Here is a 19,560-nt window from a genome sequence, read left to right as displayed (position 1 = left end):
GGGCGGGCTAGTCTGCGCCCATGACGCAGATTCCCGCCCGGATTGACACCTGGTTTACCGCCAGGGGATGGTCCCTCCACCCGCATCAACAGGCCATGATCGACAGGGCGCAGGCCCCGGCGACGCTGTTGATCGCGCCCACGGGCGGCGGCAAGACGATGGCCGGGTTCCTACCCTCGCTGATCGAACTGGCCGATGGGTATGAGGGGCTGCACACGATCTATGTCTCGCCTCTCAAGGCGCTGGCCGCCGACATCAAACGCAACCTGCGCGGCCCGGCCGATGAGATGGGGTTGCCGATCCGGGTCGAAGACCGCACCGGCGACACCACCCCCACCCAGAGGAAACGCCAGCGCGTGGACCCGCCGCATATTCTGCTGACGACCCCGGAAAGCCTGGCGCTGCTGACGTCCTACGAGGACGCGCCGCGCATGTTCCGGGGCGTCCAGCGCGTGATCGTGGACGAGATACATGCGCTGGCCGACAGCAAGCGGGGCGACCAGTTGATGCTGGCCCTGGCCCGCCTTCAGACGCTGTGTCCCAATCTGCGGCGCGTGGGCCTGTCGGCCACAGTCGAGGACCCGAACGCCATCGCGCGCTTTCTGGCCCGCCACCCCGACCCTTGCAACATCGTTATGGCAGACCCCGGCCCCGACCCCGATATCGCCATGTTGCAAACGGCCGAAATGCCGCCGTGGGCCGGGGGCGGCGCGGCCTATGCCATCCCGGCGGTGCTGGAGCAGGTCCGGCAGCACAAGACGACGCTGATCTTCCACAATACCCGCGCCCAGGCCGAGATCTTCTTTCACAACCTGTGGCTGGCCAATGACGAAGGCCTGCCCATCGGCATCCACCACGGCAGCCTCGACCGGCAACAGCGCGAACGGGTCGAAGCGGCGATGGTCCGTGGAGACCTGCGCGCCATCGTCTGCACCGGCAGCCTCGATCTGGGGATCGACTGGGGCGACGTGGATCTTGTGATCCAGATCGGCGCCCCCAAAAACGTCAAGCGCCTGGTCCAGCGGATCGGGCGGGCCAACCACCGCTACAACGCGCCGTCCAAGGCTCTGCTGGTGCCTGCAAACCGGTTCGAGGTGGTCGAATGTGTTGCCGCGCTGGAGGCCGCGCGCGAACACGACCTGGACGGCGAGCCGCGCGGCTCCGGCCCGCGTGACGTATTGTGCCAACACATCCTGATCGCGGCCTGCGCCGGGCCGTTCGATGCCGATGCCCTGTATGCCGAGGTCACTTCGGCCGGGCCCTATGCCGATCTGTCCCGCGCGGCCTTCGATGCCTGTCTGGAGTTCTGCGCCACCGGTGGCTATGCGCTGCGGGCCTATGACCGCTGGCAGCGCCTGCAACAGCGCCCCGACGGGCTGTGGCAGCTGCGCGACCCTCGCGCGGCGCAACGCATCCGCATGAACCTGGGCACGATCCAGGACAGCGATACCCTGAAGGTCAGGCTGAAGCGCAACCGGGGCGGCAAACCCTTGGGCGAGGTCGAAGAGGCCTTTGCCGCATCGCTGACCCCCGGCGACACCTTCCTGATCGGCGGTCAGATCGTGCGCTATGAAGGACTGCGCGAAACGGTTGTCGAAGTCACGCGCCGTGCGGACAAAAAGCCCAAGGTCGCCACCTTCTCAGGCACCAAGTTCGCCACCTCGACTCAGCTGAGCGATCGCATCCTGCGGATGTTCGCACAGCCCGACTGGCCGCAACTGCCCGAACATACGGGTGAATGGCTGGATCTGCAGCGTCGGATGTCGCGGCTGCCCGAGCGTGACCGGCTGTTGATCGAGAGCTTTCCAAATGACGGCCGCGAAAACCTGTGCGTTTACGGCTTTGCCGGACGCAACGCACAACAGACGCTGGGCCTGCTGCTGACCAAACGGATGGAGGAAACCGGGCTGGCCCCGCTGGGCTTTGTCGCGACCGACTATGCCACGCTGATCTGGGGCCTGGACGCGGTGAACGACCCCAGCCCCCTGTTCCAGATCGAGGCCCTACGCGACGGGTTGGACAACTGGCTGGCGGGCAATGCGGTGATGAAGCGGACCTTCCGCGCCTCGGCCACCATCGCCGGGTTGATCGAGCGCAATACAGGTGGCCAACGCAAAAGCGGGCGGCAGGCGACCTTTTCGTCGGACATCCTGTACGACACGCTGCTGAAATACGACCCCGACCACCTGCTGATGCAGATCACCCGCGAAGAAGCCATGCGCGGGCTGGTCGATTTCGGACGGATCGAGGCGATGATCGCGCGTATCGGCGACCGGATCGACCTGGTCCGGCTGGATCGGGTGTCACCGCTGGCGGCGCCGTTGCTGCTCGAGGTGGGAAAGGTTCCGGTCAAGGGCGCGGCCGAAGAACGGCTTCTGGCCGAAGAAAGCGCCCGCCTGCTGGCGGCCGCGGGTCTGTCGCCGGACTGAGAATCAGGTTGAAAATACGCGCGGATCAGGCAAGGACCGGACCATGAACAGCCTCGCGTTCTCGTTTTCCGGCGTGCGCCTGCACGCCCTCGGCTCGGGTGCCTTGTGGTGGCCCGATCATGACCTGCTGTGCGTGTCGGACCTGCATCTGGGGAAATCGGCCCGCATGGCACGGCGGGGCGGCCCAACCCTGCCCCCCTATGACACCCGCGACACGCTGACGCGCCTGACCGCTGACCTGGAGCGGACCGGGGCCAAGACCGTGATCTGCCTTGGAGACAGCTTCGACGACATTGAGGCCGCTGATACGCTGGATGAGGCGGACCGTCTGCGGATCTCGACCCTGCAGGCCGGCCGCCTGTGGATCTGGATCGAGGGCAATCACGATCCGGGGCCCGTGTCCCTGAGCGGCGCCCACCTGGCCGAGTGGCGCCGCGCGCCGCTGGTATTTCGCCACATCGCCCAAAACGATGCGCAGGGCGAAGTCTCGGGTCACTATCACCCCAAGGTGCGGCTGCGGGCCCGGGGCCGTTTGATCACACGTCCGGCGTTTCTCTTCGACGATCAGCGGCTGATTCTTCCGGCCTATGGCACCTATACCGGAGGGCTGCGCAGCAGTGATACCGCTTTGTCCGGCTTGATGGGGCCCGAGGCGCGCGCGATCCTGACCGGGGTGCAGCCGCGCCTCACCGCCATGCCGCGGTGACCAGTCAGACCAGACCGGCTTCTTCCAAATTCGGTTTGTATTTCCGGCTGACCGGGACAAGATCGCCATTGCAAAGGCGCAGGAACAGCTTGCCACCGGCTTTCTCGACACCCTCGACCGCCGCCTCGGTCACCCAATGAGACCTGTGCGCACAATGGCCGATGACCGGGTCCATTTCGTCCATGGCATCGCTCAGGCGAAGACGCACGGTGTAGACCCCCTGCGTCGTCACGACGTCGACGTGGTGACCCCGAGCGCTCAGCCGAACAATGTCGCCCGAGAAATCCTCGGGCAGGCGCCGAACCAGACGCGGGCATTCCATGGGCCGCTGCTCGGCAGAGTCATTCCGGATGCTTTTAGACACCAGAACAAGGCCTGTTCCCAACAACACCCCATAGGCACCGACCGCGCCGAAACCCGGAGACTGGTAGCCGCAAGCTGTAAGAAGGAGCACGGTGAAGGCCCAGAACACCGGCGTAAAAAACAACATGATCATCAGCGCGACGGCATAGTCGCGCGTCGTCATTCCCAAATGCCCAAAACGCCGCAAGGCGAATTTTCGCCCACTTCTGACCGCCAGAATCGCCAGAGCCATGAGTCCGGTCCAAAACGCCAACCGCAGAGGGTAGGACAATTCCAGTTCGTTGAACGGATTAACCGTGTAGGCCAACAACGGAACAAAGACAAAACCAGCCACAAGCCGTTGCGGCGTGCACTCGGCCCCGATACCGCGCAACATCGACGTCATTCCAACTCACCACCCCACCCCGATCCCACACCGTTCAGGCCAGGGCTGCCGGGCGCCTTCACCTTTCAACACTCTGATAAGATGGAATTATCATGAAAACGACCGGCATCCAATACGATCGGTCGCCAGTAAACTATTCGTGTGCAATCCGAGCAGTCAGGCTGGCCGGCCATTGCGTCCAGCCGGTCGCTAGGTTGCGGCCATGCTCTGGCCGCAACCTGTGGTCATGCGGTCAGACCTTCGGGCTCGGGCAGACCATTTTCCCGACAGCAGGCCGTCAGGGTATTCGCCAGCAGGCAGGCGATCGTCATCGGTCCGACACCGCCCGGAACGGGGGTAATCGCACCTGCCCGTTCGGCCGCACTTGCATAGTCTACATCCCCGACCAGCCTGGTCTTGCCATCGCGCTCGATCCTGTTGATGCCCACGTCGATCACAGTGGCGCCCTCCTTGATCCAGTCTCCGGGCACCATCTCGGGGCGGCCCACGGCGGCCACGACGATATCGGCACTGCGCACCACGTCGGGCAGGTTCTTGGTACGGCTGTGCGCGATGGTCACGGTGCAGCTGTCGCCCAGCAGCAGTTGCGCCATCGGCTTGCCCACGATGTTCGACCGGCCGATCACCACCGCATCCAAGCCGGACAGCGAGCCATGATGATCCCGCAGCATCATGAGGCAGCCCAGCGGGGTGCAGGGCACCATGGCCTTCTGCCCGGTGGCCAGCAGGCCCACGTTCGAGATGTGGAACCCATCCACATCCTTGGCGGGGTTGATCGCATTGATAACCAGGTCTTCATTCAGATGCTTGGGCAACGGCAACTGCACCAGGATGCCATGCACCGCCGGATCGTTGTTCAGCTTGTCGATCAACGCCAGCAGGTCCTGTTCGGAGGTATCGGCGTCCAGCTTGTGCTCGTACGAGTTCATGCCGACCTCGACGGTCTGCTTGCCCTTCGAGCGGACATAGACCTGGCTGGCGGGGTCCTCGCCCACCAGCACCACGGCCAGACCGGGCGTGATGCCGTGTTCCTCTTTCAGCTTCGCGACCTTGTCGGCCACCTGCGCGCGCACCTTTGTTGCAAACGCCTTGCCGTCGATAACCTGGGCTACCATCCCTCGATCCCTTCTGTTCAAACACCGGGCCGGGCGCATGCGGCGCCCGGTTCGTTCAACTCGGGCCGAGCACACGCTCTTCGCGCGCGATCGACCAATCTATCAGGATGCGCCACAGCCTTTCGGCAAGATCGGGGTCTAGGCCCAAATCGACCGAGTTCGAACGCACCTTTTGCACCACGTCTTCGACACGCTCAGGGATTCGGGCCGGAAGGCCCTCGCCCGGCTTCAGCTCGGACGCGCGGTCGATATAGGTTGCGCGCGTCACCAGCAACTCGATCAGCTGACGGTCCAGCTTGTCGATCTGATTCCGCAGTTCCTGCATGGTTCTACAGTCCTGCGGCGGTGTCAGAGTGGACATCGCAATCTCCTCATGGCCCGGGGATTCCCCGGACCACGAGATGTCTTATTCGGCGGCTTAGAACAAGCCCTCGATCTGGCCTGCGTCATTGAGTCGGATCGTCTCGGCCGCCGGTTTGCGGGGCAGGCCGGGCATGGTCATGATCTCGCCGCACACCACCACGATAAAGCCAGCACCGGCGCTCAGGCGTACTTCGCGCACCGGAACCGAATGACCGGTGGGTGCCCCGCGCAACGCCGGATCGGTCGAGAATGAATACTGGGTCTTGGCCATGCAGACCGGAAGGTTGCCGTATCCGGCGGCTTCCCATTCCTTCAGCTGGTTGCGGATCTTGGCATCGGCCAGCACCTCGTCGGCGCGGTAGATACGCTTGGCGATGGTCTCGATCTTTTCGAACAGCGGCATCTCGTCGGGATAGATCGGCGCAAAATTCGCGGTGCCGGCATCAGCCAGTTCCACGACCTTGCGGGCCAGATCCTCGGACCCTTCCGAGCCCAGCTCCCAATGGCGCGACAGAACCGCCTCGACCCCATGCTCGGCGCAATAATCCTTGACCGCCTGAACCTCGGCATCGGTATCGGTGACGAAGTGGTTGATCGCGACGACGACCGGCACACCGAAGGATTTCACGTTCTCGATGTGGCGGCCCAGATTGGCACAGCCCGACTGTACAGCCGCGACGTTTTCGGCGCCCAGATCGGCCTTGGCCACGCCGCCATTCATCTTCATCGCACGCACCGTGGCCACGATCACCACCGCCGACGGCGCGATGCCCGCCTTGCGGCACTTGATGTTCATGAACTTCTCGGCGCCCAGATCGGCCCCGAAACCGGCCTCGGTCACGACATAGTCGGCCACCTTCAGCGCGGTCTTGGTTGCAATGACCGAGTTGCAGCCATGCGCGATGTTGGCGAACGGGCCGCCATGCACGAAGGCCGGATTGTTTTCCAGCGTCTGCACCAGGTTGGGCTGCATCGCGTCCTTCAGCAGAACGGTCATCGCGCCCTCGGCCTTGATGTCGCGGCAATAGACCGGCGACTTGTCGCGGCGATAGGCCACAATGATGTCGCCCAGACGCTTTTCCAGATCCTTCAGGTCGTTGGCCAAGCACAGAATCGCCATAACCTCGGAGGCCACGGTGATGTCGAACCCACCTTCGCGCGGGAAGCCATTGGCCACACCACCCAACGAGCAGGTGATCTGGCGCAGGGCGCGGTCGTTCATGTCGACCACGCGGCGCCAGGCAACGCGGCGCACGTCGATTTCCTGCTCGTTGCCCCAATAGATGTGGTTGTCGATCATCGCCGACAGCAGCGAGTGCGCCGAGGTGATCGCGTGGAAGTCGCCCGTGAAATGCAGGTTCATCTCTTCCATCGGAACGACCTGCGCATAGCCGCCGCCCGCAGCGCCGCCCTTCATGCCGAAGTTCGGGCCCAGCGAGGCCTCGCGGATGCAGATCATCGCATTCTTGCCGATGCGGTTCAGGCCGTCGCCCAGGCCGACGGTGGTGGTGGTCTTGCCCTCGCCCGCCGGGGTCGGGTTGATCGCGGTCACCAAGATCAGCTTGCCGTCCTCGCGGTCCTGAACCGAGTTGATAAAGCTTTGGCTGACCTTTGCCTTGTCGTGGCCATAGGGCAGCAGATCGTCGCTGGAGATGCCCAGCTTGGCCCCTATCTCCTGGATCGGCAGCTTTTTCGCCTCTCTCGCGATTTCAATGTCGGATTTGTAGCTCATTGGGCAAGGTCCCTGATTGAATTCCGTGCAAAACCGACGCCAAGCGCCGGTGCTGTCCAACCCATACCGTCGTGCTCTGCGGGAATGGATGTGGATTCCGACATTTTCGAGCCGCGAAACGGCGTTGTCACCGTTCAGCGGTTTCGAATGGGAAACGCTTGCGCGTCAGGGCGACCAGGGGCGCTGATCGGGAACAAACAGAGTCAGGGTGTCGCCCAGCGTCACGGCCCCCGGTCGTTCGACCCAGGCCGTCACCCCGCGCCGCCCTTGTGCGGCTGGCTTGAACCCAGCGCCATGGCCGGGCGCGTCAGCCTCGATCTCGCGGCCAGGCAGCACGCAGGGGCGGTTTTCCATGTCGATGGTCAGTGTCATCCCGCCGCTGGCCTGCAGGCGAGAGGATGGCGGGACATGGGTAAAATCCGGAATCCCCTGCACAACGACGCTGGCCCCCAGCAGACCCGGGTCCAAGCTGTCGATACCCATTTCGTCGGCGATATCGGCCAGTTCCTCGGCCGACAGGATCGTCAGCTGGCGCACGTTGCGGATCTCCGTGCCCCGTGGATACAGATTGCCGACCCGCACGCAGGAAGGGCGATTGAGCCCTTCGTGGCGCGCACCGCTGTCGCCCGCGAAATCAAGGTCCAGACTGTCTACCGATCGGGCACGCAGAGACTCCCCGGCCGGGACATGCCCCAGCCAGACGACCGTAGCCTTGAAATCGGTTTCGCGCAAAACGGGCATGGGAGTTTCCTTGTCTGTCGGTTTATCCGTCGCAGCCTGCGTCCCATTGCAGGAAAGGCAAGAAAAAACCCGGCGCGTGGGCCGGGTTTTTTGCGTCATGCAGTGGGTTCGGGCTCCATCCCGCCCTCGGGCGGAGATTTCTTGGGCTTGGTCTTCGGAATTGCCGTCACGCTGGCCGCGCCACCCTGATCGGGTGTACCGCTTTCGTCATCGCCTGCGTGCGGTGGCTCGCCCTTCATCACCCGCTTGATCTCGTCTCCGGTCAGGGTTTCGTATTCCAGAAGGCCCTGCGCCAGACGCTCCCATTCCTCGTGATGGTCGGTCAGGATCTGGTGCGCGCGCTCATATCCCTGCTGGATCAGGCGCTTGACCTCTTCCTCGATCAACTCTTTGGTGTGGGCCGAAACCGAGAACCCGGCGGTATTGCCCTGATAGCCCTCATGCGCCTCGGCATAGTCGATATTGCCGACCTTGTCGGACATGCCCCAGCGCATCACCATGGCCCGCGCCAGCTGGCTGGCCTGCATGATGTCGCCGGCCGGGCCGTTCGAGACGTGATCCTCGCCGTATTTGATGACTTCGGCGGCCTTGCCCGCCATGGTCATGGCCAGCTTCTGCTCGCACTCGTCTTTGTGATAGTTCAGCTGGTCCATCTCGGGCAGGCTGACCACCATGCCCAGCGCACCGCCGCGCGGAATGATCGTGGCCTTGTAGACCGGATCGCACAGCGGCAGGGTCATGCCGACAACGGCATGGCCTGCCTCGTGATAGGCGGTCTTTTCCTTCTGGTCCTGAGTCAACACCATCGAGCGGCGCTCGGCCCCCATCATCACCTTGTCCTTGGCGTTCTCGAAATCCTCCATGGTCACGAAACGCCGACCGACCCGCGCGGCCATCAAAGCCGCCTCGTTCACCAGGTTGGCAAGATCGGCGCCCGAGAACCCGGGTGTGCCGCGCGCGATGATGCGCAGATCGACATCCGGGCCAAGCGGCGTCTTGCGGGCATGCACCGCAAGGATCTTCTCGCGTCCTTTGATATCGGGATTACCGACGGTCACCTGACGGTCGAACCGACCGGGGCGCAGTAGCGCCGGGTCCAGCACGTCCTTGCGGTTGGTTGCTGCCAGGATGATGACGCCTTCGTTGGCCTCGAACCCGTCCATCTCGACCAGCAGCTGGTTCAGCGTCTGTTCGCGTTCGTCGTTGCCACCGCCGTAACCGGCGCCACGGTGGCGACCCACGGCGTCGATCTCGTCGATGAAGACGATGCAAGGCGCATTCTTCTTGGCCTGTTCGAACATGTCGCGCACACGGGATGCACCGACACCCACGAACATCTCGACGAAGTCCGAACCCGAGATGGTGAAGAACGGCACGCCGGCCTCACCCGCAATCGCCCGGGCCAGCAGCGTCTTACCGGTACCCGGAGGGCCGACCAGCAGCGCGCCTTTGGGGATCTTGCCGCCAAGGCGCGAGAATTTCTGCGGGTTGCGCAGGAACTCGACGATCTCTTCCAGTTCTTCCTTGGCCTCGTCGATGCCCGCCACGTCGTCAAAGGTCACGCGGCCATGCTTTTCGGTCAGCATCTTGGCCTTGGATTTGCCAAAGCCCATCGCACCGCCTTTGCCGCCACCCTGCATCCGGTTCATGAAATAGACCCAGACACCGATCAACAGCAGGAAGGGAAGCAGCGTGATCAGGAACGACTGGAAACCCGATTGCTGTTGCTTCTCTGCCCGAACCGGGATGTCTTTCTCGATCAGCAGCTTGGTGACCTCGGCATCACCAGGTTTGATCGTGACATAGTTGCCGCCGGACCCCGTGGTATAGCGGATCTGTTCCCCGTCCAGCGTCACGTTCTTGACGTCGCCCGCTTCGACGGCGCTGACGAAATCGGAATAGGTGCGTTCGTTGCTCTGAAGCGTTCCACCTGGACCGCTGAACAGGTTGAACAATGCAAGGATCAGCAGGAACAGAACGACCCAGAAGGCGATGTTGCGCGCGTTGCCCAAGAAATATCTCCCAAAAGACTTCGGCAGATCACAACCTGCCGTGTTGACCCTTAAAATAGAGATGATTGGCGCAGGTTCAATGCGATAAAAACGCGGCCTGAACCTGGGCCCGCGCGGGGACGATTTCAGCCATCCAGCCATTGGCCAGACCAGCCAGCGGCGCCGACAGCAGGTGATCGCCCCGCCAGACCGCGGGCGTCGAACTCAGCACGACCCGCGGCAATCCCTCGGCGCGCCAGTCCGGTAACTGTCTCAGTCCAACCTCTCCCAACGCGCGCGTCTCGGCGCCGTCGGTGTCCGGCCCGCGCAGAATCCAGCGCCCATCCCAGAGGTCGCCCGGCCTGGCAACCTTCCCGAACACGGCGTTCAGCTCTCGGCAAATCCACGCAAATTTCCCGGACGGAACGATTTGGCATCCTCCGATCACAGCGGCTTGCCCTGCCGCAATCGCGGCCATCGCGCGAGCGACCGTGGCCTGACGCGGAGGGTAGTCTTCCCCCGCGATCCAACGCACGAACCCCACGACCAGCCGTCGCTGAACTTCTGGCGGAGCGGCGGCGAAGCCCGCCCGGTCCAACTGGATACTACCCGCGTGCTGGGTCGCGATGCTCTGGGCCATTTCCCGCGCATATCGTTGCAAGGCTTGATCTGCCCGTCCCATGTTTTCAGCGACGCGCGCCAGAGTTTCGGCAGTGATCCCCAGTTCGGACAAGCCCGCCAGCGCCTGCCGGGCCTTGATCCGGTCGAACCGACGGTCCTGATTCGAAGGGTCCTCTGCCCAGCCGACCCCTTCCGTGTCCAGATAGGCGCGCAGATCGGCACGGGTGGCAAACAGCAAGGGCCGATACAGGGTGACGCCTCCCATGTCCCGCATCATGGGCATGGCCGACAGGCCGGTAACGCCAGCCGCGCGGGCAAGGCGCATCAGAACGGTTTCAGCCTGATCATCCGCCGTGTGCCCCAGGGCGATGGCCGCTATGCCCCGTTCCGCCGCCCAACCGCGCAGCAATTGATACCGCGCCCGCCGGGCCTGATCCTGCAGGTTGCCTGACCCGTCCCAATCCCTCCATTCCAGGATCGTGTGCGGGATATTCATCTGTTCGCACAGCGCAGCCACCCGGGCCGCTTCATCCCCGGCCTCGGGACGCAAGCCGTGGTCCACCGTGGCCGCGAACAGGCGGATGCCCTCACCCCCTGCGACGCGCGCCAGCAAATGTAACAGGGCGGTTGAATCGCTGCCGCCCGAAACCGCGACTCCCAGCCGAGGCGGCAAGGGGCTGGGCAGCCGCGTCCGAAGCCCGGAAAGAAGGCTCTCGGTGTCGCGGGTCAAGAGCAGTCCAGCGACGCCATTTCCTGCGACGCCGCGGAAACGAAACCCGAATCGGGAAAGCGCACCGAAACCTCGCCCAAGGTTATGCAGGCCTGTTCGACCTGTCCCAGACGGCCCAGCGCAGCGCCCAGTTCGTACAGGGCCTCGGGGGCTACGGGACCCTCGGATTCGACGGTAAAACTTGCCAGAAACGCCCGCGCGGCTTCACGCGTGTCCCCCAGCCCTTCCAACGCCTGACCGCGGCGCAGATTGGCCTCGGCGGCCAGCGGGCTGCCAGGGTACTTGGCGTCGAATTGCGCCAGCAGGTCGGCGGCCGTCTGGAAATCACCATCGGCCAGGGCCTGCGCCGCCTCGTCGAAATCGGCCTGCTCGCCCACGGCAAGCTCGACCTGGCCGGCACCCTCTGCGATGTCCGGCGCCGGTGGGGTGACGATCGTCGCGGCGTCCTCGCCGCCAAGGGGCGCGGTCGGCTCGCCGCTGAACTCACAGCCCGGCTCCAGCTCGCAAAGCCGAAACTCGAGATCACCGATCCGGTTGGTGCCGTCGCTCACGATGTTCTGGATACGCTGGTTCAACTGCTCGGTCTGGCGGGTCAGCCGCTGCAATTCGGCCTCAATCGCATCAACCCGTTCCAGGATCGAGCTGCCGGACAGGTTCGGCGCGGGCGCGCCGGTGGTCGAAAACTCGCGCTTGAGCCGCTGGATTTCGACATGCAGCACGGTCAGCTCCTGCCGGATATCCGCCAGGGTCTGCTGATCCTGCGCCTGCGCCCCGGTGGCGACGGTCAGGGCCGCCGCCAGCACCAAACCTGCAACCTTCATACCGTCACCCCGCGGTCGAACCGGTCAGCACCGTCACCGCGCGGCGGTTCTTGGAGTAGCATTCCTCGGTGCTGCAAATCTCGATCGGGCGCTCTTTGCCATAACTGATGGTCTGCAGGCGGTTCCCGGCCACCCCGCGCGAAATCAGAAACTCGCGCGCGGCATTGGCCCGGCGGGCGCCCAGCGCCAGGTTGTATTCCCGCGTGCCCTGTTCGTCGGCATGGCCTTCGATGGTGGCGGTATAGTCGGTATTGGCCAGCAGCCAATCGGCCTGGCCCTGCAGAATGGTCTGTGCCTCAGGCGACAGCGTGGACTGATCGACCGCGAACAGAACCCGGTCACCGACCGCCTGCTGGAAATAGGCCGGCGAGCGAGGATCACTGGCCGAACCCGGCACCAGCGCCCCGGCCCCGCCTGCCCCGCCCAGGGCCGAAGGATCATTGTTGGTACAGGCGGTCACCAGCGCCAGCGCGCCCAGTGCCGCGATCTTGCTCAATACGTTCATTTCAATCGCCTCTGGTTCCATTTTGTTGTTTGACGCCTGTCTATCACAGCCAAGGTACCTTGTGAACGTCGGCATCATTGACAATCAGTTCATTTCAACAACGGCCCCCATGACGGATCGCTGCCCCCGTCCGGTGTGCGGACCGGGCGTAGGTTGCGCCCCGAGATGTCGACCGAATACAGCGTAGACCGCCCGCTGGCCCCCTGTGTTTCGCGGGTGAACATGATGACCCTGCCATTGGGCGACCAGGTCGGACCTTCATCCAGGAACGAGGCGGTCAGCAGACGCTCTTCGCTGCCGTCCACGCGCATCACGCCGATGTGGAAGCGGCCCTTGTTCTGCTTGGTGAAGGCAATCAGATCGCCCCGCGGCGACCAGACCGGTGTGCCATAGCGGCCCTGGCCAAAGCTGATGCGGGTCGCCTCGCCGCCATTGGCGGGCATCACATACAACTGAGGCTGGCCCGACCGATCACTTTCAAAGACGATCCGCGAACCGTCCGGCGAATAGCTTGGCGCGGTTTCGATGGCAGGCGTATTGGTCAGGCGTACGCTCTGCCCCGAGGCCAGATCCATCTTCCACAGGTCGGTATTGCCACCCTGGGTCAGCGAATAGACGATCGAGCGACCGTCGGGCGAGAACCGCGGCGAAAAGCTCATGGTGCCGTCCTGCGTTTTCAGCTCCTTCGGTTTCACCCGGCCCACATCCATCAGATAGATGCGCGGGCGGCCGCTTTCATAGCTGGTGTACAGCAGCCGGTCGCCCGCCGGTGAAAAGCGCGGCGCCAGAACGATGGCGGCACTGTCGGTCAGGTACTGCACATTGGCGCCGTCGTAGTCCATGATGGCCAACCGTTTGCGCCGCTGATCCTTGGGGCCGCTTTCCGACACATAGGCGACGCGGCTGTCGAAATAGCCACCCTCGCCCGTGATGCGGCTATAGACCTGATCGGCCACCTTGTGCGCCATCCGCCGCCATCCATCGATCGGGCCCGAAAACTGCAACCCGTTGCCCAGTTCCTGCCCCGAAAACACGTCCCACACCCGGAACCGCACCGTCAGGGTATTGCCCGAGAGGTTCACCGCGCCGGTCACCAGCGCGTCGGCGTTGATCGCCTTCCAGTCAGCGAACTGGATCGGAGCCTCGAAACTGCTGACCTGGCTGATGAAGGCCTCGGGCGCGATTTCGCGGAACAGGCCGGTGCCGGTCAGATCGGTGGCGACCACGCGGCTGATGTCGGTGGCATATTGCGTGGCGGCCGGGGTATCGGGCACGAAGTTCGGCACAGCGAAGGGCATCGGTTCGATGATGCCTTGATCCAGCTCCAGCCTCAGCGGCCCTGTCTGGGCAGACGCCGGGGCCGACAGCAAGGTCAGGCCGACAAGGAGGCTGGTCAGTAGTTTCATCATTTGATCCGCATCCTCTCGGGATTGAAGGTGATCTCAATATCCTTCCAATGCGCGTATTTGTCAGCAGGAAGGTCGTATCCTTTGGCACCACAGCGCAAAATCGCGCGTCGGGCGGCCTCGTATGCCTGTTTCGCGGCGCCCGCCGACCCGCCCGAGCTGTCCAGCATCCGCAGGCTGCCCGCAACGATCGTGCCGTCGCGGTTCAGCGAAAAGCCGACCACGACGACGGTTTGCAGGGCGTCGGTCGACAGGGACCCCACGTTCCAGCACCGCGAAACGGCCAGACGCATCGCGTCTTTCTCGCCGCTTGTCAGGGGCGGGCCGGCCGGTTCCTCGGCGGCACCCAGCGCCTCGGCGAGGGCATCGTTGATGGCGGCCTGATCCTGCGGGGCCGGCTCGGATGGTGTATTGGTCTCGGCCACCTCGGGCTGAGCGGTTGGTTGCGGCCGGCTGGGCCGGACCCGCGGGCGCGGCGAACGTTGGGGCGACAGGTCCTTGCCTTGTTCCGCTTCGGTCACGATCTGGTCGGTCGCCTCTTCAGGGGCGGTCTGATCCTGTTGTTCTTGCTGGGTCTCGGCGCCCTCATCCAATGAAACGGCCGGTGTTTCGATGTCATCGGGCTTGGCATCCGGCGGTGGCGGCGCGATGGGTTCCGGCGCGATCTTGTCGGCGGGGCGCGGCTGAGACTCGGGCAAGGCGGGCAAAACGGCCACCTCGGGTTCGGGCTCCGCCAGAACCGGGGGCTGTTCGATGATTTCCGGCTCGGGCGGTGCCTCGACGGGGACGGGCTGAGGCTCGGGGTCTGGTTCCGGCGGAGTCACGGTTTCGGGTCGCGGTGGTTCCTCATCAACCGGCTCAGGGAGCTGAGGCGCCGGGGGTTCTGCGTCCGGAGTTTCAAGCCCACCAGGCGCCACCGCCACCGCCGGAGCCTCCCGCTGTGCAGTCAGCGCCGCGAATTGCTCGGCCGAGATCACCGACACCTCCTGTACGGCCATCGGCAGAGGCTCGGAGCGGAAGGTGCCGCCGAACAAGGCCCAGCCGATCAGGGTGACGTGGGCAATCGCCGAAATCTTGGTGCCGGTATCCACCGCGCGGCCTCACTCTTGGCCTTCGTCCAGCGACGGTCCGCCGGTGTCGGTGACCAGGCCCACATTGGAAAAGCCTCCCGCGTTCAACGCGCCCATGACCTGCATGACCTGCGCATATGGGATCGAGCCGTCGGCCCGTAGAAACACGCGGTCGCTGCTTCGCTCGGCCGCGATGGCGCGCAGTTTGCCGACCAATTCGTCACGCGCGACGTCCGTGGTCTGAATCTGCACCCGCCCATCCGCCGTCATTGTCACGGTCAGCGGTTCCTCGTTGTCGCCGGGCAAGGCGCTGGCCGCCGTCTTGGGCAGGTCGACCGGAACACCCACCGTCATCAGTGGGGCGGCAACCATGAAGATGATCAGCAGCACCAGCATCACGTCCACGAAGGGGGTGACGTTGATCTCGGCCATCGGCTGGGCACGGCCGCGGCGGCGTCCGCGGCGACGCCCGTTGCCGCCCGACGATTGCTGCATCGCCGCGCCCATGTCAGCTGTCCAACTGGCGTGACAGGATGGTCGCGAATTCGTCGGCGAATGCCTCGTATCCGCCGACGATGTGGTCGCTGTCCGCGCTCAGCTTGTTGTAGAAGATCACTGCCGGAATCGCCGCCAGCAGGCCCAAACCGGTGGCCAACAGCGCCTCGGCGATGCCCGGCGCCACGACGGCCAGATTGGTGTTCTGCTGCTCGGCGATTTCGATGAAGGCGTTCATGATGCCCCAGACCGTGCCGAACAGCCCGATGAAGGGCGCGGTGGACCCCACCGTGGCCAGGATCGGCAGGCCCTTGTTCAGCTTTTCGGCCTCTTTCGCTATGGCCACGTCCATCGACCGGTCGATACGGGCCGTGGCCCCCGCGATCAGCCCGCCGTCGTTGCGATGCGACCTGCGCCATTCGATCATCCCGGCCGCGAAGATCTTTTCCGATGCGCCATCGGGCTGCGGTCCGATCTGCTCGAACAGTTCGTCCAGCGGATTGCCCGACCAGAAGGCCTGATCGAATGCCTCCGCCTCGCGCCGGGCCGCGCGATAGTTGATCAGCCGTTGAATGATGATCGACCACGACCAGAAGGATGCGACGACCAGCATCAGCATCACGACCTTGACGATGAATGTCGCGCGGGCAAACAGCCCCCACATGGAGAAATCGATCTCCTGCGCAAGCGCCAGCGTTTCAGCTTCCATGAACCTGCTCTTTGTTTTGCCTGACGGCCGTTGTTTGGCCTTGTTTTACCGAACGCTAGCGCAGTTGCGTGCAAAATGCCATCAGAACCGCCGGGCCTGAGCAAATTGTTACATCAATGCGCGAATCTCTGCCGGCAACCGGATCGGCTTGCCGTCCTTGTTGATGCAGACGGCGGTGACGGTGGCGCGGAAGATCTCGGTGTCACCCCGACGGATCAGCTGTGCCATGGTCAGACGCACGCCCGAGATCGCGACGACCTCGGTCTCGACGATCAACTCGTCGTCGAACCTGGCCGAGGCAAGATAGTCGGCCTCGACGCGCCGCACGACCCAGACGACACCCGCCTCACGCATTGCGTTCTGGTCATTGCCCAGATTCCGGACCCAATCCGACCGGGCGCGCTCGATATAGCGCAGGTAGTTGGCGTGATAGACGACGCCTCCCATGTCGGTGTCCTCGTAATAGACGCGAATGGGAAAGACGTGTTTCATTGCGGACGCTCCATCCGGGCAAACAGGCGCAGCGCGTGCGAAGGGTCCTGCGCCACCGCCGGCAGAACCGGATCATAGGCGGCGCGGATCAGCCCGGCAATGTCGGGCCGAAGGATCGTCGTCTCGCCCGCCACGGCCAGGGGCGAGCGGTCGCGGAACGCCGTGTCGGACCACAGCAAAATGGTCTGAACGACCTGCGAAAGGGCCAGGGTTTCAGCCGGCACCTTCGACAACTCGCGATCCATCCGAAGAAAGACGAAAGCCGCTCGGATCGCACCGTCTTCGTCGAAGCGGAAAATCCGGTACTGGTTCGCCCCGGCGCCCTCCAGCCGCGCAACCAGCGAGACAAGATCGGGTATCAGACGATCCAGGTCTGGAACCTCGGGCAACTCGCTCCACTCGCGAAAGAAGAACACCATGCAGTTGGCACCCAGTTCGGGGTCGGTCTCGGCCATCTTGTGATCGGCCAGCGCAACCACCGCCTCGAACGCGCCTTTGACCGTGGCCAGGGTTTCATCCTCGACCCCGAACACGACAGGCACGATCGGACGGCCCCAGCGCGCAAACAGGAACGCGCCATCGGATCGGGTAAACAGCGCCTGGATCTCTTCGGGTGTCACGCCCTGCCCTTCGTCTTTTGAAAATTCTCTCGCCCCAGCCTTAAAGTCTGAGGCCGGCGGCTTCAACCAAACAGGTCGCTCTGCCCCTTAGGCGCGGCCATGCCCAGATGCGTCCAGGCCTTCTGTGCCAGCATCCGGCCGCGCGGCGTGCGCTGGATCAAGCCCTGTTGCAAAAGATAGGGCTCGATCACTTCTTCCAGCGAGTCGCGGCTTTCCGAAAGGGCGGCCGACAAGGTCTCGATCCCCACCGGGCCACCGCCATAATTCTCGGCGATCAGTTTCAGATAGCGGCGGTCGGCCCCGTCCAGACCCAGATTGTCGACGCCCAGCCGCGTCAGCGCGCCATCGGCCAGCTCGCGCGTGATGCGACCGTCGCCTTCGACAATGGCGAAATCCACGACCCGCCGCAGCAGCCGTCCGGCGATACGGGGGGTGCCCCGCGACCGGCGCGCGATCTCGCGCGCACCGTCGTCATCGGCCGGCGCGCCCAGCTTGCGGGCGTTGCGGGTGACGATCTCGTGCAGCTCGTCCACGGTGTAGAATTGCAGCCGGGTGGGAATACCGAACCGGTCGCGCAGCGGGGTGGTCAGCAGGCCCATCCGCGTGGTCGCCCCGACCAGGGTAAAGGGCTGCAGCTCGATCCGCACGGTGCGGGCCGCGGGGCCCTCGCCGATCACCAGATCCAGCTCGAAATCCTCCATCGCCGGGTACAACACCTCTTCCACCGCCGGATTCAGGCGGTGAATCTCGTCGATGAACAGCACGTCGCGCTCTTCGAGATTGGTCAGGATCGCCGCAAGATCCCCGGCCTTGGCCAGAACCGGCCCCGAGGTCATGCGGAAGTTCACCCCAAGCTCGCGCGCCATGATCTGCGCCAGCGTCGTCTTGCCCAAGCCCGGAGGGCCGTGGAACAGCGTGTGGTCCATCGCCTCGTTCCGCTGGCGGGCCGACTGGATGAAGATGCGCAGATTGGCCCGCGCCTCGGCCTGGCCGATGAATTCGTCCAGCCCCTGCGGGCGCAAGGCGCGGTCGTTGTCCTCGGGCAGAGGCTGCGGGCGCAGGGTCGGGTCGGCATCAACCATTCATTCAGCCTTTCGGAGCCAGCAGTTTCAACGCCGCGCGGATCAATTCGGCCTCGCCGGCATCGGGCAGGTTGGCGGCGGCCTCAGCCACGGCAGAGGCGGCCTCGGACGGGCCATACCCCAGGTTCGACAGCGCCGACAAAGCACCCGCCGACGCCGCGCCCGCGCCGGGTTTCGGGGACCGCACGGGGGCCGGCGCCGGGTCTGCGGGTTCAACCACCTCGGCCACGGGGCCGTCCATTGCCTCGGTCACCGTGCCGCCCATCGCCATGACGCCGGGCGCCTTGTCTTTCAGGTCCAGCACGATGCGCTGCGCGGTCTTAGGCCCGACACCCTTGGCCGCCTTTACCGCGCCCCAATCGCCTAGCGCGATGGCCCGGCTGACCCCGTCCGGCCCCAGCGCCCCCAGAATGGCCAGCGACACCTTGGCCCCCACTCCCTGAACCGAGCAGAGCAGCCGGTGCCATTCTTTCTCGACCAGTGACAGAAAGCCGTAAAGCTGCATCAGGTCCTCGCGCACCACCAGATCGGTGTACAGCGAGACCGCCTCGCCCACCCCGGGCAGGGCCGCCATGGTGCGGTCCGAGCAATAGACGATGTAGCCGACCCCGCGCACGTCGATCAGAAGGTGATCCGCCGCGCGGTAGTCGATGCGTCCTGTCAGCTTGCCGATCATGAGACCACCTGTTTGATGCGGGCCTGCGGCGTCGCCCCGTAGAACGCATGGCAGATCGCGATCGCCAGCGCGTCCGCCGCATCGGCCCCCTTGGGCTGGCATCCCGGCAGCTGAAGTTTGACCATGTGCAGAATCTGCTCCTTCTCGGCGTGCCCTACACCCACCACGGTTTTCTTGACCCGGTTGGGCGCATATTCGCCCACCGGCAACCCGGCCTGCGCCAAGGTCAGCAACGCCACTCCGCGCGCCTGACCCAGCTTCAGCGTCCCGGCGCCGTCCTTGTTGACGAAGGTCTGTTCGATCGCTGCCTGGTCGGGTTGATGCTCGGCGATCACCTCGACGATCTGGTTGTGCAGCGACAAAAGCCGCTCGCCCAGATCATCCCCGTCGGATTTGCACAGGCCGTTGGCAACGTGGCTCAGCCGGCTGCCATGTGATTCGATGACGCCCCATCCCAGGGTGCGCAGCCCCGGATCGATGCCCAGAATTCGCATGTTGTGCCTCGGCC

Annotated in this window: 20 protein-coding genes; 2 read left to right on the top strand and 18 right to left on the bottom strand. The window is 64.5% G+C overall.

Features of this window, described 5'->3' with window-relative positions; genetic code table 11:
• Positions 1–20: 20 nt before the first annotated feature.
• Both AC2FNS_RS09750 and pdeM read left to right on the top strand, forming a co-directional pair.
• Complete coding sequence (locus AC2FNS_RS09750; RefSeq protein WP_496797701.1) at positions 21–2,429, top strand: ligase-associated DNA damage response DEXH box helicase; 2,409 nt, start codon at positions 21–23, stop codon at positions 2,427–2,429.
• A gap of 43 nt (positions 2,430–2,472) precedes the next feature.
• Positions 2,473–3,135, top strand: coding sequence for a ligase-associated DNA damage response endonuclease PdeM (gene pdeM, locus AC2FNS_RS09745; RefSeq protein WP_496711360.1), 663 nt, complete (start codon positions 2,473–2,475; stop codon positions 3,133–3,135).
• A gap of 4 nt (positions 3,136–3,139) precedes the next feature.
• Here the strand turns inward: pdeM and AC2FNS_RS09740 are convergent, their stop codons facing one another.
• The 18 genes from AC2FNS_RS09740 to ruvC all read right to left on the bottom strand — a co-directional run bounded on the left by AC2FNS_RS09740 (position 3,140) and on the right by ruvC (position 19,546).
• Positions 3,140–3,883 carry a LytTR family DNA-binding domain-containing protein gene (locus tag AC2FNS_RS09740; protein ID WP_496711359.1) on the bottom strand — a complete coding sequence of 248 codons (744 nt, stop codon included), beginning with the start codon at positions 3,881–3,883 and terminating at the stop codon, positions 3,140–3,142.
• Positions 3,884–4,107: 224 nt separating this feature from the next.
• Positions 4,108–4,998, bottom strand: coding sequence for a bifunctional methylenetetrahydrofolate dehydrogenase/methenyltetrahydrofolate cyclohydrolase FolD (gene folD / locus AC2FNS_RS09735; RefSeq protein ID WP_496711358.1), 891 nt, complete (start codon positions 4,996–4,998; stop codon positions 4,108–4,110).
• A gap of 55 nt (positions 4,999–5,053) precedes the next feature.
• Complete coding sequence (locus tag AC2FNS_RS09730; RefSeq protein WP_496681374.1) at positions 5,054–5,359, bottom strand: chorismate mutase; 306 nt, start codon at positions 5,357–5,359, stop codon at positions 5,054–5,056.
• 57 nt (positions 5,360–5,416) lie between these two features.
• The gene (locus AC2FNS_RS09725) at positions 5,417–7,093 is read right to left on the bottom strand and encodes a formate--tetrahydrofolate ligase (protein WP_496681371.1); all 1,677 of its coding nucleotides are present in this window, start codon (positions 7,091–7,093) and stop codon (positions 5,417–5,419) included.
• Between the two features lie 165 nt (positions 7,094–7,258).
• Positions 7,259–7,834, bottom strand: a complete 576-nt coding sequence (locus tag AC2FNS_RS09720) for an MOSC domain-containing protein (RefSeq protein WP_496795574.1) — start codon at positions 7,832–7,834, stop codon at positions 7,259–7,261.
• A 95-nt stretch (positions 7,835–7,929) separates the two neighbouring features.
• Positions 7,930–9,846: an ATP-dependent zinc metalloprotease FtsH gene (gene ftsH, locus AC2FNS_RS09715; protein ID WP_496681367.1), complete on the bottom strand. Its 1,917-nt coding sequence runs from the start codon at positions 9,844–9,846 to the stop codon at positions 7,930–7,932.
• Between the two features lie 76 nt (positions 9,847–9,922).
• A complete protein-coding gene (gene tilS, locus AC2FNS_RS09710; protein WP_496711356.1) occupies positions 9,923–11,176 on the bottom strand; it encodes a tRNA lysidine(34) synthetase TilS in 1,254 nt (417 codons plus the stop codon).
• A complete protein-coding gene (gene ybgF / locus AC2FNS_RS09705) occupies positions 11,173–11,997 on the bottom strand; it encodes a tol-pal system protein YbgF (protein ID WP_496681363.1) in 825 nt (274 codons plus the stop codon). The genes tilS and ybgF overlap by 4 nt, the downstream gene beginning before the upstream one ends.
• Positions 11,998–12,001: 4 nt before the next feature.
• A complete protein-coding gene (pal, locus tag AC2FNS_RS09700; RefSeq protein WP_490361187.1) occupies positions 12,002–12,502 on the bottom strand; it encodes a peptidoglycan-associated lipoprotein Pal in 501 nt (166 codons plus the stop codon).
• An 89-nt stretch (positions 12,503–12,591) separates the two neighbouring features.
• Entirely contained in the window at positions 12,592–13,911 is a 1,320-nt protein-coding gene (gene tolB / locus AC2FNS_RS09695; protein ID WP_496711355.1) for a Tol-Pal system beta propeller repeat protein TolB, read from the bottom strand.
• A complete protein-coding gene (gene tolA / locus AC2FNS_RS09690) occupies positions 13,908–14,999 on the bottom strand; it encodes a cell envelope integrity protein TolA (protein ID WP_496681357.1) in 1,092 nt (363 codons plus the stop codon). The genes tolB and tolA overlap by 4 nt, the downstream gene beginning before the upstream one ends.
• Positions 15,000–15,008: 9 nt before the next feature.
• Positions 15,009–15,485 (bottom strand): protein TolR, encoded by a 477-nt coding sequence (tolR, locus tag AC2FNS_RS09685; RefSeq protein ID WP_496681355.1) that lies wholly within the window; start codon positions 15,483–15,485, stop codon positions 15,009–15,011.
• 1 nt (position 15,486) lies between these two features.
• Positions 15,487–16,182, bottom strand: a complete 696-nt coding sequence (gene tolQ / locus AC2FNS_RS09680) for a protein TolQ (protein ID WP_496681354.1) — start codon at positions 16,180–16,182, stop codon at positions 15,487–15,489.
• A gap of 108 nt (positions 16,183–16,290) precedes the next feature.
• Positions 16,291–16,674, bottom strand: coding sequence for a tol-pal system-associated acyl-CoA thioesterase (gene ybgC, locus AC2FNS_RS09675; protein WP_496681352.1), 384 nt, complete (start codon positions 16,672–16,674; stop codon positions 16,291–16,293).
• Positions 16,671–17,294, bottom strand: coding sequence for a hypothetical protein (locus AC2FNS_RS09670; RefSeq protein WP_496711354.1), 624 nt, complete (start codon positions 17,292–17,294; stop codon positions 16,671–16,673). The genes ybgC and AC2FNS_RS09670 overlap by 4 nt, the downstream gene beginning before the upstream one ends.
• 62 nt (positions 17,295–17,356) lie before the next feature.
• Entirely contained in the window at positions 17,357–18,376 is a 1,020-nt protein-coding gene (gene ruvB, locus AC2FNS_RS09665; protein ID WP_149775762.1) for a Holliday junction branch migration DNA helicase RuvB, read from the bottom strand.
• A 4-nt stretch (positions 18,377–18,380) separates the two neighbouring features.
• The gene (gene ruvA, locus AC2FNS_RS09660; RefSeq protein ID WP_496681347.1) at positions 18,381–19,052 is read right to left on the bottom strand and encodes a Holliday junction branch migration protein RuvA; all 672 of its coding nucleotides are present in this window, start codon (positions 19,050–19,052) and stop codon (positions 18,381–18,383) included.
• Positions 19,049–19,546 carry a crossover junction endodeoxyribonuclease RuvC gene (gene ruvC, locus AC2FNS_RS09655; protein WP_496681345.1) on the bottom strand — a complete coding sequence of 166 codons (498 nt, stop codon included), beginning with the start codon at positions 19,544–19,546 and terminating at the stop codon, positions 19,049–19,051. The genes ruvA and ruvC overlap by 4 nt, the downstream gene beginning before the upstream one ends.
• Between the last annotated feature and the right edge of the window lie 14 nt (positions 19,547–19,560).

This window comes from Ruegeria sp. BHSA191 (genome assembly GCF_059613325.1).
This window is presented reverse-complemented; position numbering and strand designations above follow the sequence as displayed.

Bases quoted from the DNA above. Each gene is read 5' to 3' on its own strand.
- tolR (WP_496681355.1), bottom strand. From the start codon at position 15,485: ATGGGCGCGGCGATGCAGCAATCGTCGGGCGGCAACGGGCGTCGCCGC.
- AC2FNS_RS09740 (WP_496711359.1), bottom strand. From the start codon at position 3,883: ATGACGTCGATGTTGCGCGGTATCGGGGCCGAGTGCACGCCGCAACGG.
- tolB (WP_496711355.1), bottom strand. From the start codon at position 13,911: ATGATGAAACTACTGACCAGCCTCCTTGTCGGCCTGACCTTGCTGTCG.
- ruvC (WP_496681345.1), bottom strand. From the start codon at position 19,546: ATGCGAATTCTGGGCATCGATCCGGGGCTGCGCACCCTGGGATGGGGC.
- ybgC (WP_496681352.1), bottom strand. From the start codon at position 16,674: ATGAAACACGTCTTTCCCATTCGCGTCTATTACGAGGACACCGACATG.
- pal (WP_490361187.1), bottom strand. From the start codon at position 12,502: ATGAACGTATTGAGCAAGATCGCGGCACTGGGCGCGCTGGCGCTGGTG.
- ruvB (WP_149775762.1), bottom strand. From the start codon at position 18,376: ATGGTTGATGCCGACCCGACCCTGCGCCCGCAGCCTCTGCCCGAGGAC.
- AC2FNS_RS09725 (WP_496681371.1), bottom strand. From the start codon at position 7,093: ATGAGCTACAAATCCGACATTGAAATCGCGAGAGAGGCGAAAAAGCTG.
- ybgF (WP_496681363.1), bottom strand. From the start codon at position 11,997: ATGAAGGTTGCAGGTTTGGTGCTGGCGGCGGCCCTGACCGTCGCCACC.
- pdeM (WP_496711360.1), top strand. From the start codon at position 2,473: ATGAACAGCCTCGCGTTCTCGTTTTCCGGCGTGCGCCTGCACGCCCTC.
- AC2FNS_RS09730 (WP_496681374.1), bottom strand. From the start codon at position 5,359: ATGTCCACTCTGACACCGCCGCAGGACTGTAGAACCATGCAGGAACTG.
- AC2FNS_RS09750 (WP_496797701.1), top strand. From the start codon at position 21: ATGACGCAGATTCCCGCCCGGATTGACACCTGGTTTACCGCCAGGGGA.
- AC2FNS_RS09720 (WP_496795574.1), bottom strand. From the start codon at position 7,834: ATGCCCGTTTTGCGCGAAACCGATTTCAAGGCTACGGTCGTCTGGCTG.
- folD (WP_496711358.1), bottom strand. From the start codon at position 4,998: ATGGTAGCCCAGGTTATCGACGGCAAGGCGTTTGCAACAAAGGTGCGC.
- tolQ (WP_496681354.1), bottom strand. From the start codon at position 16,182: ATGGAAGCTGAAACGCTGGCGCTTGCGCAGGAGATCGATTTCTCCATG.
- ruvA (WP_496681347.1), bottom strand. From the start codon at position 19,052: ATGATCGGCAAGCTGACAGGACGCATCGACTACCGCGCGGCGGATCAC.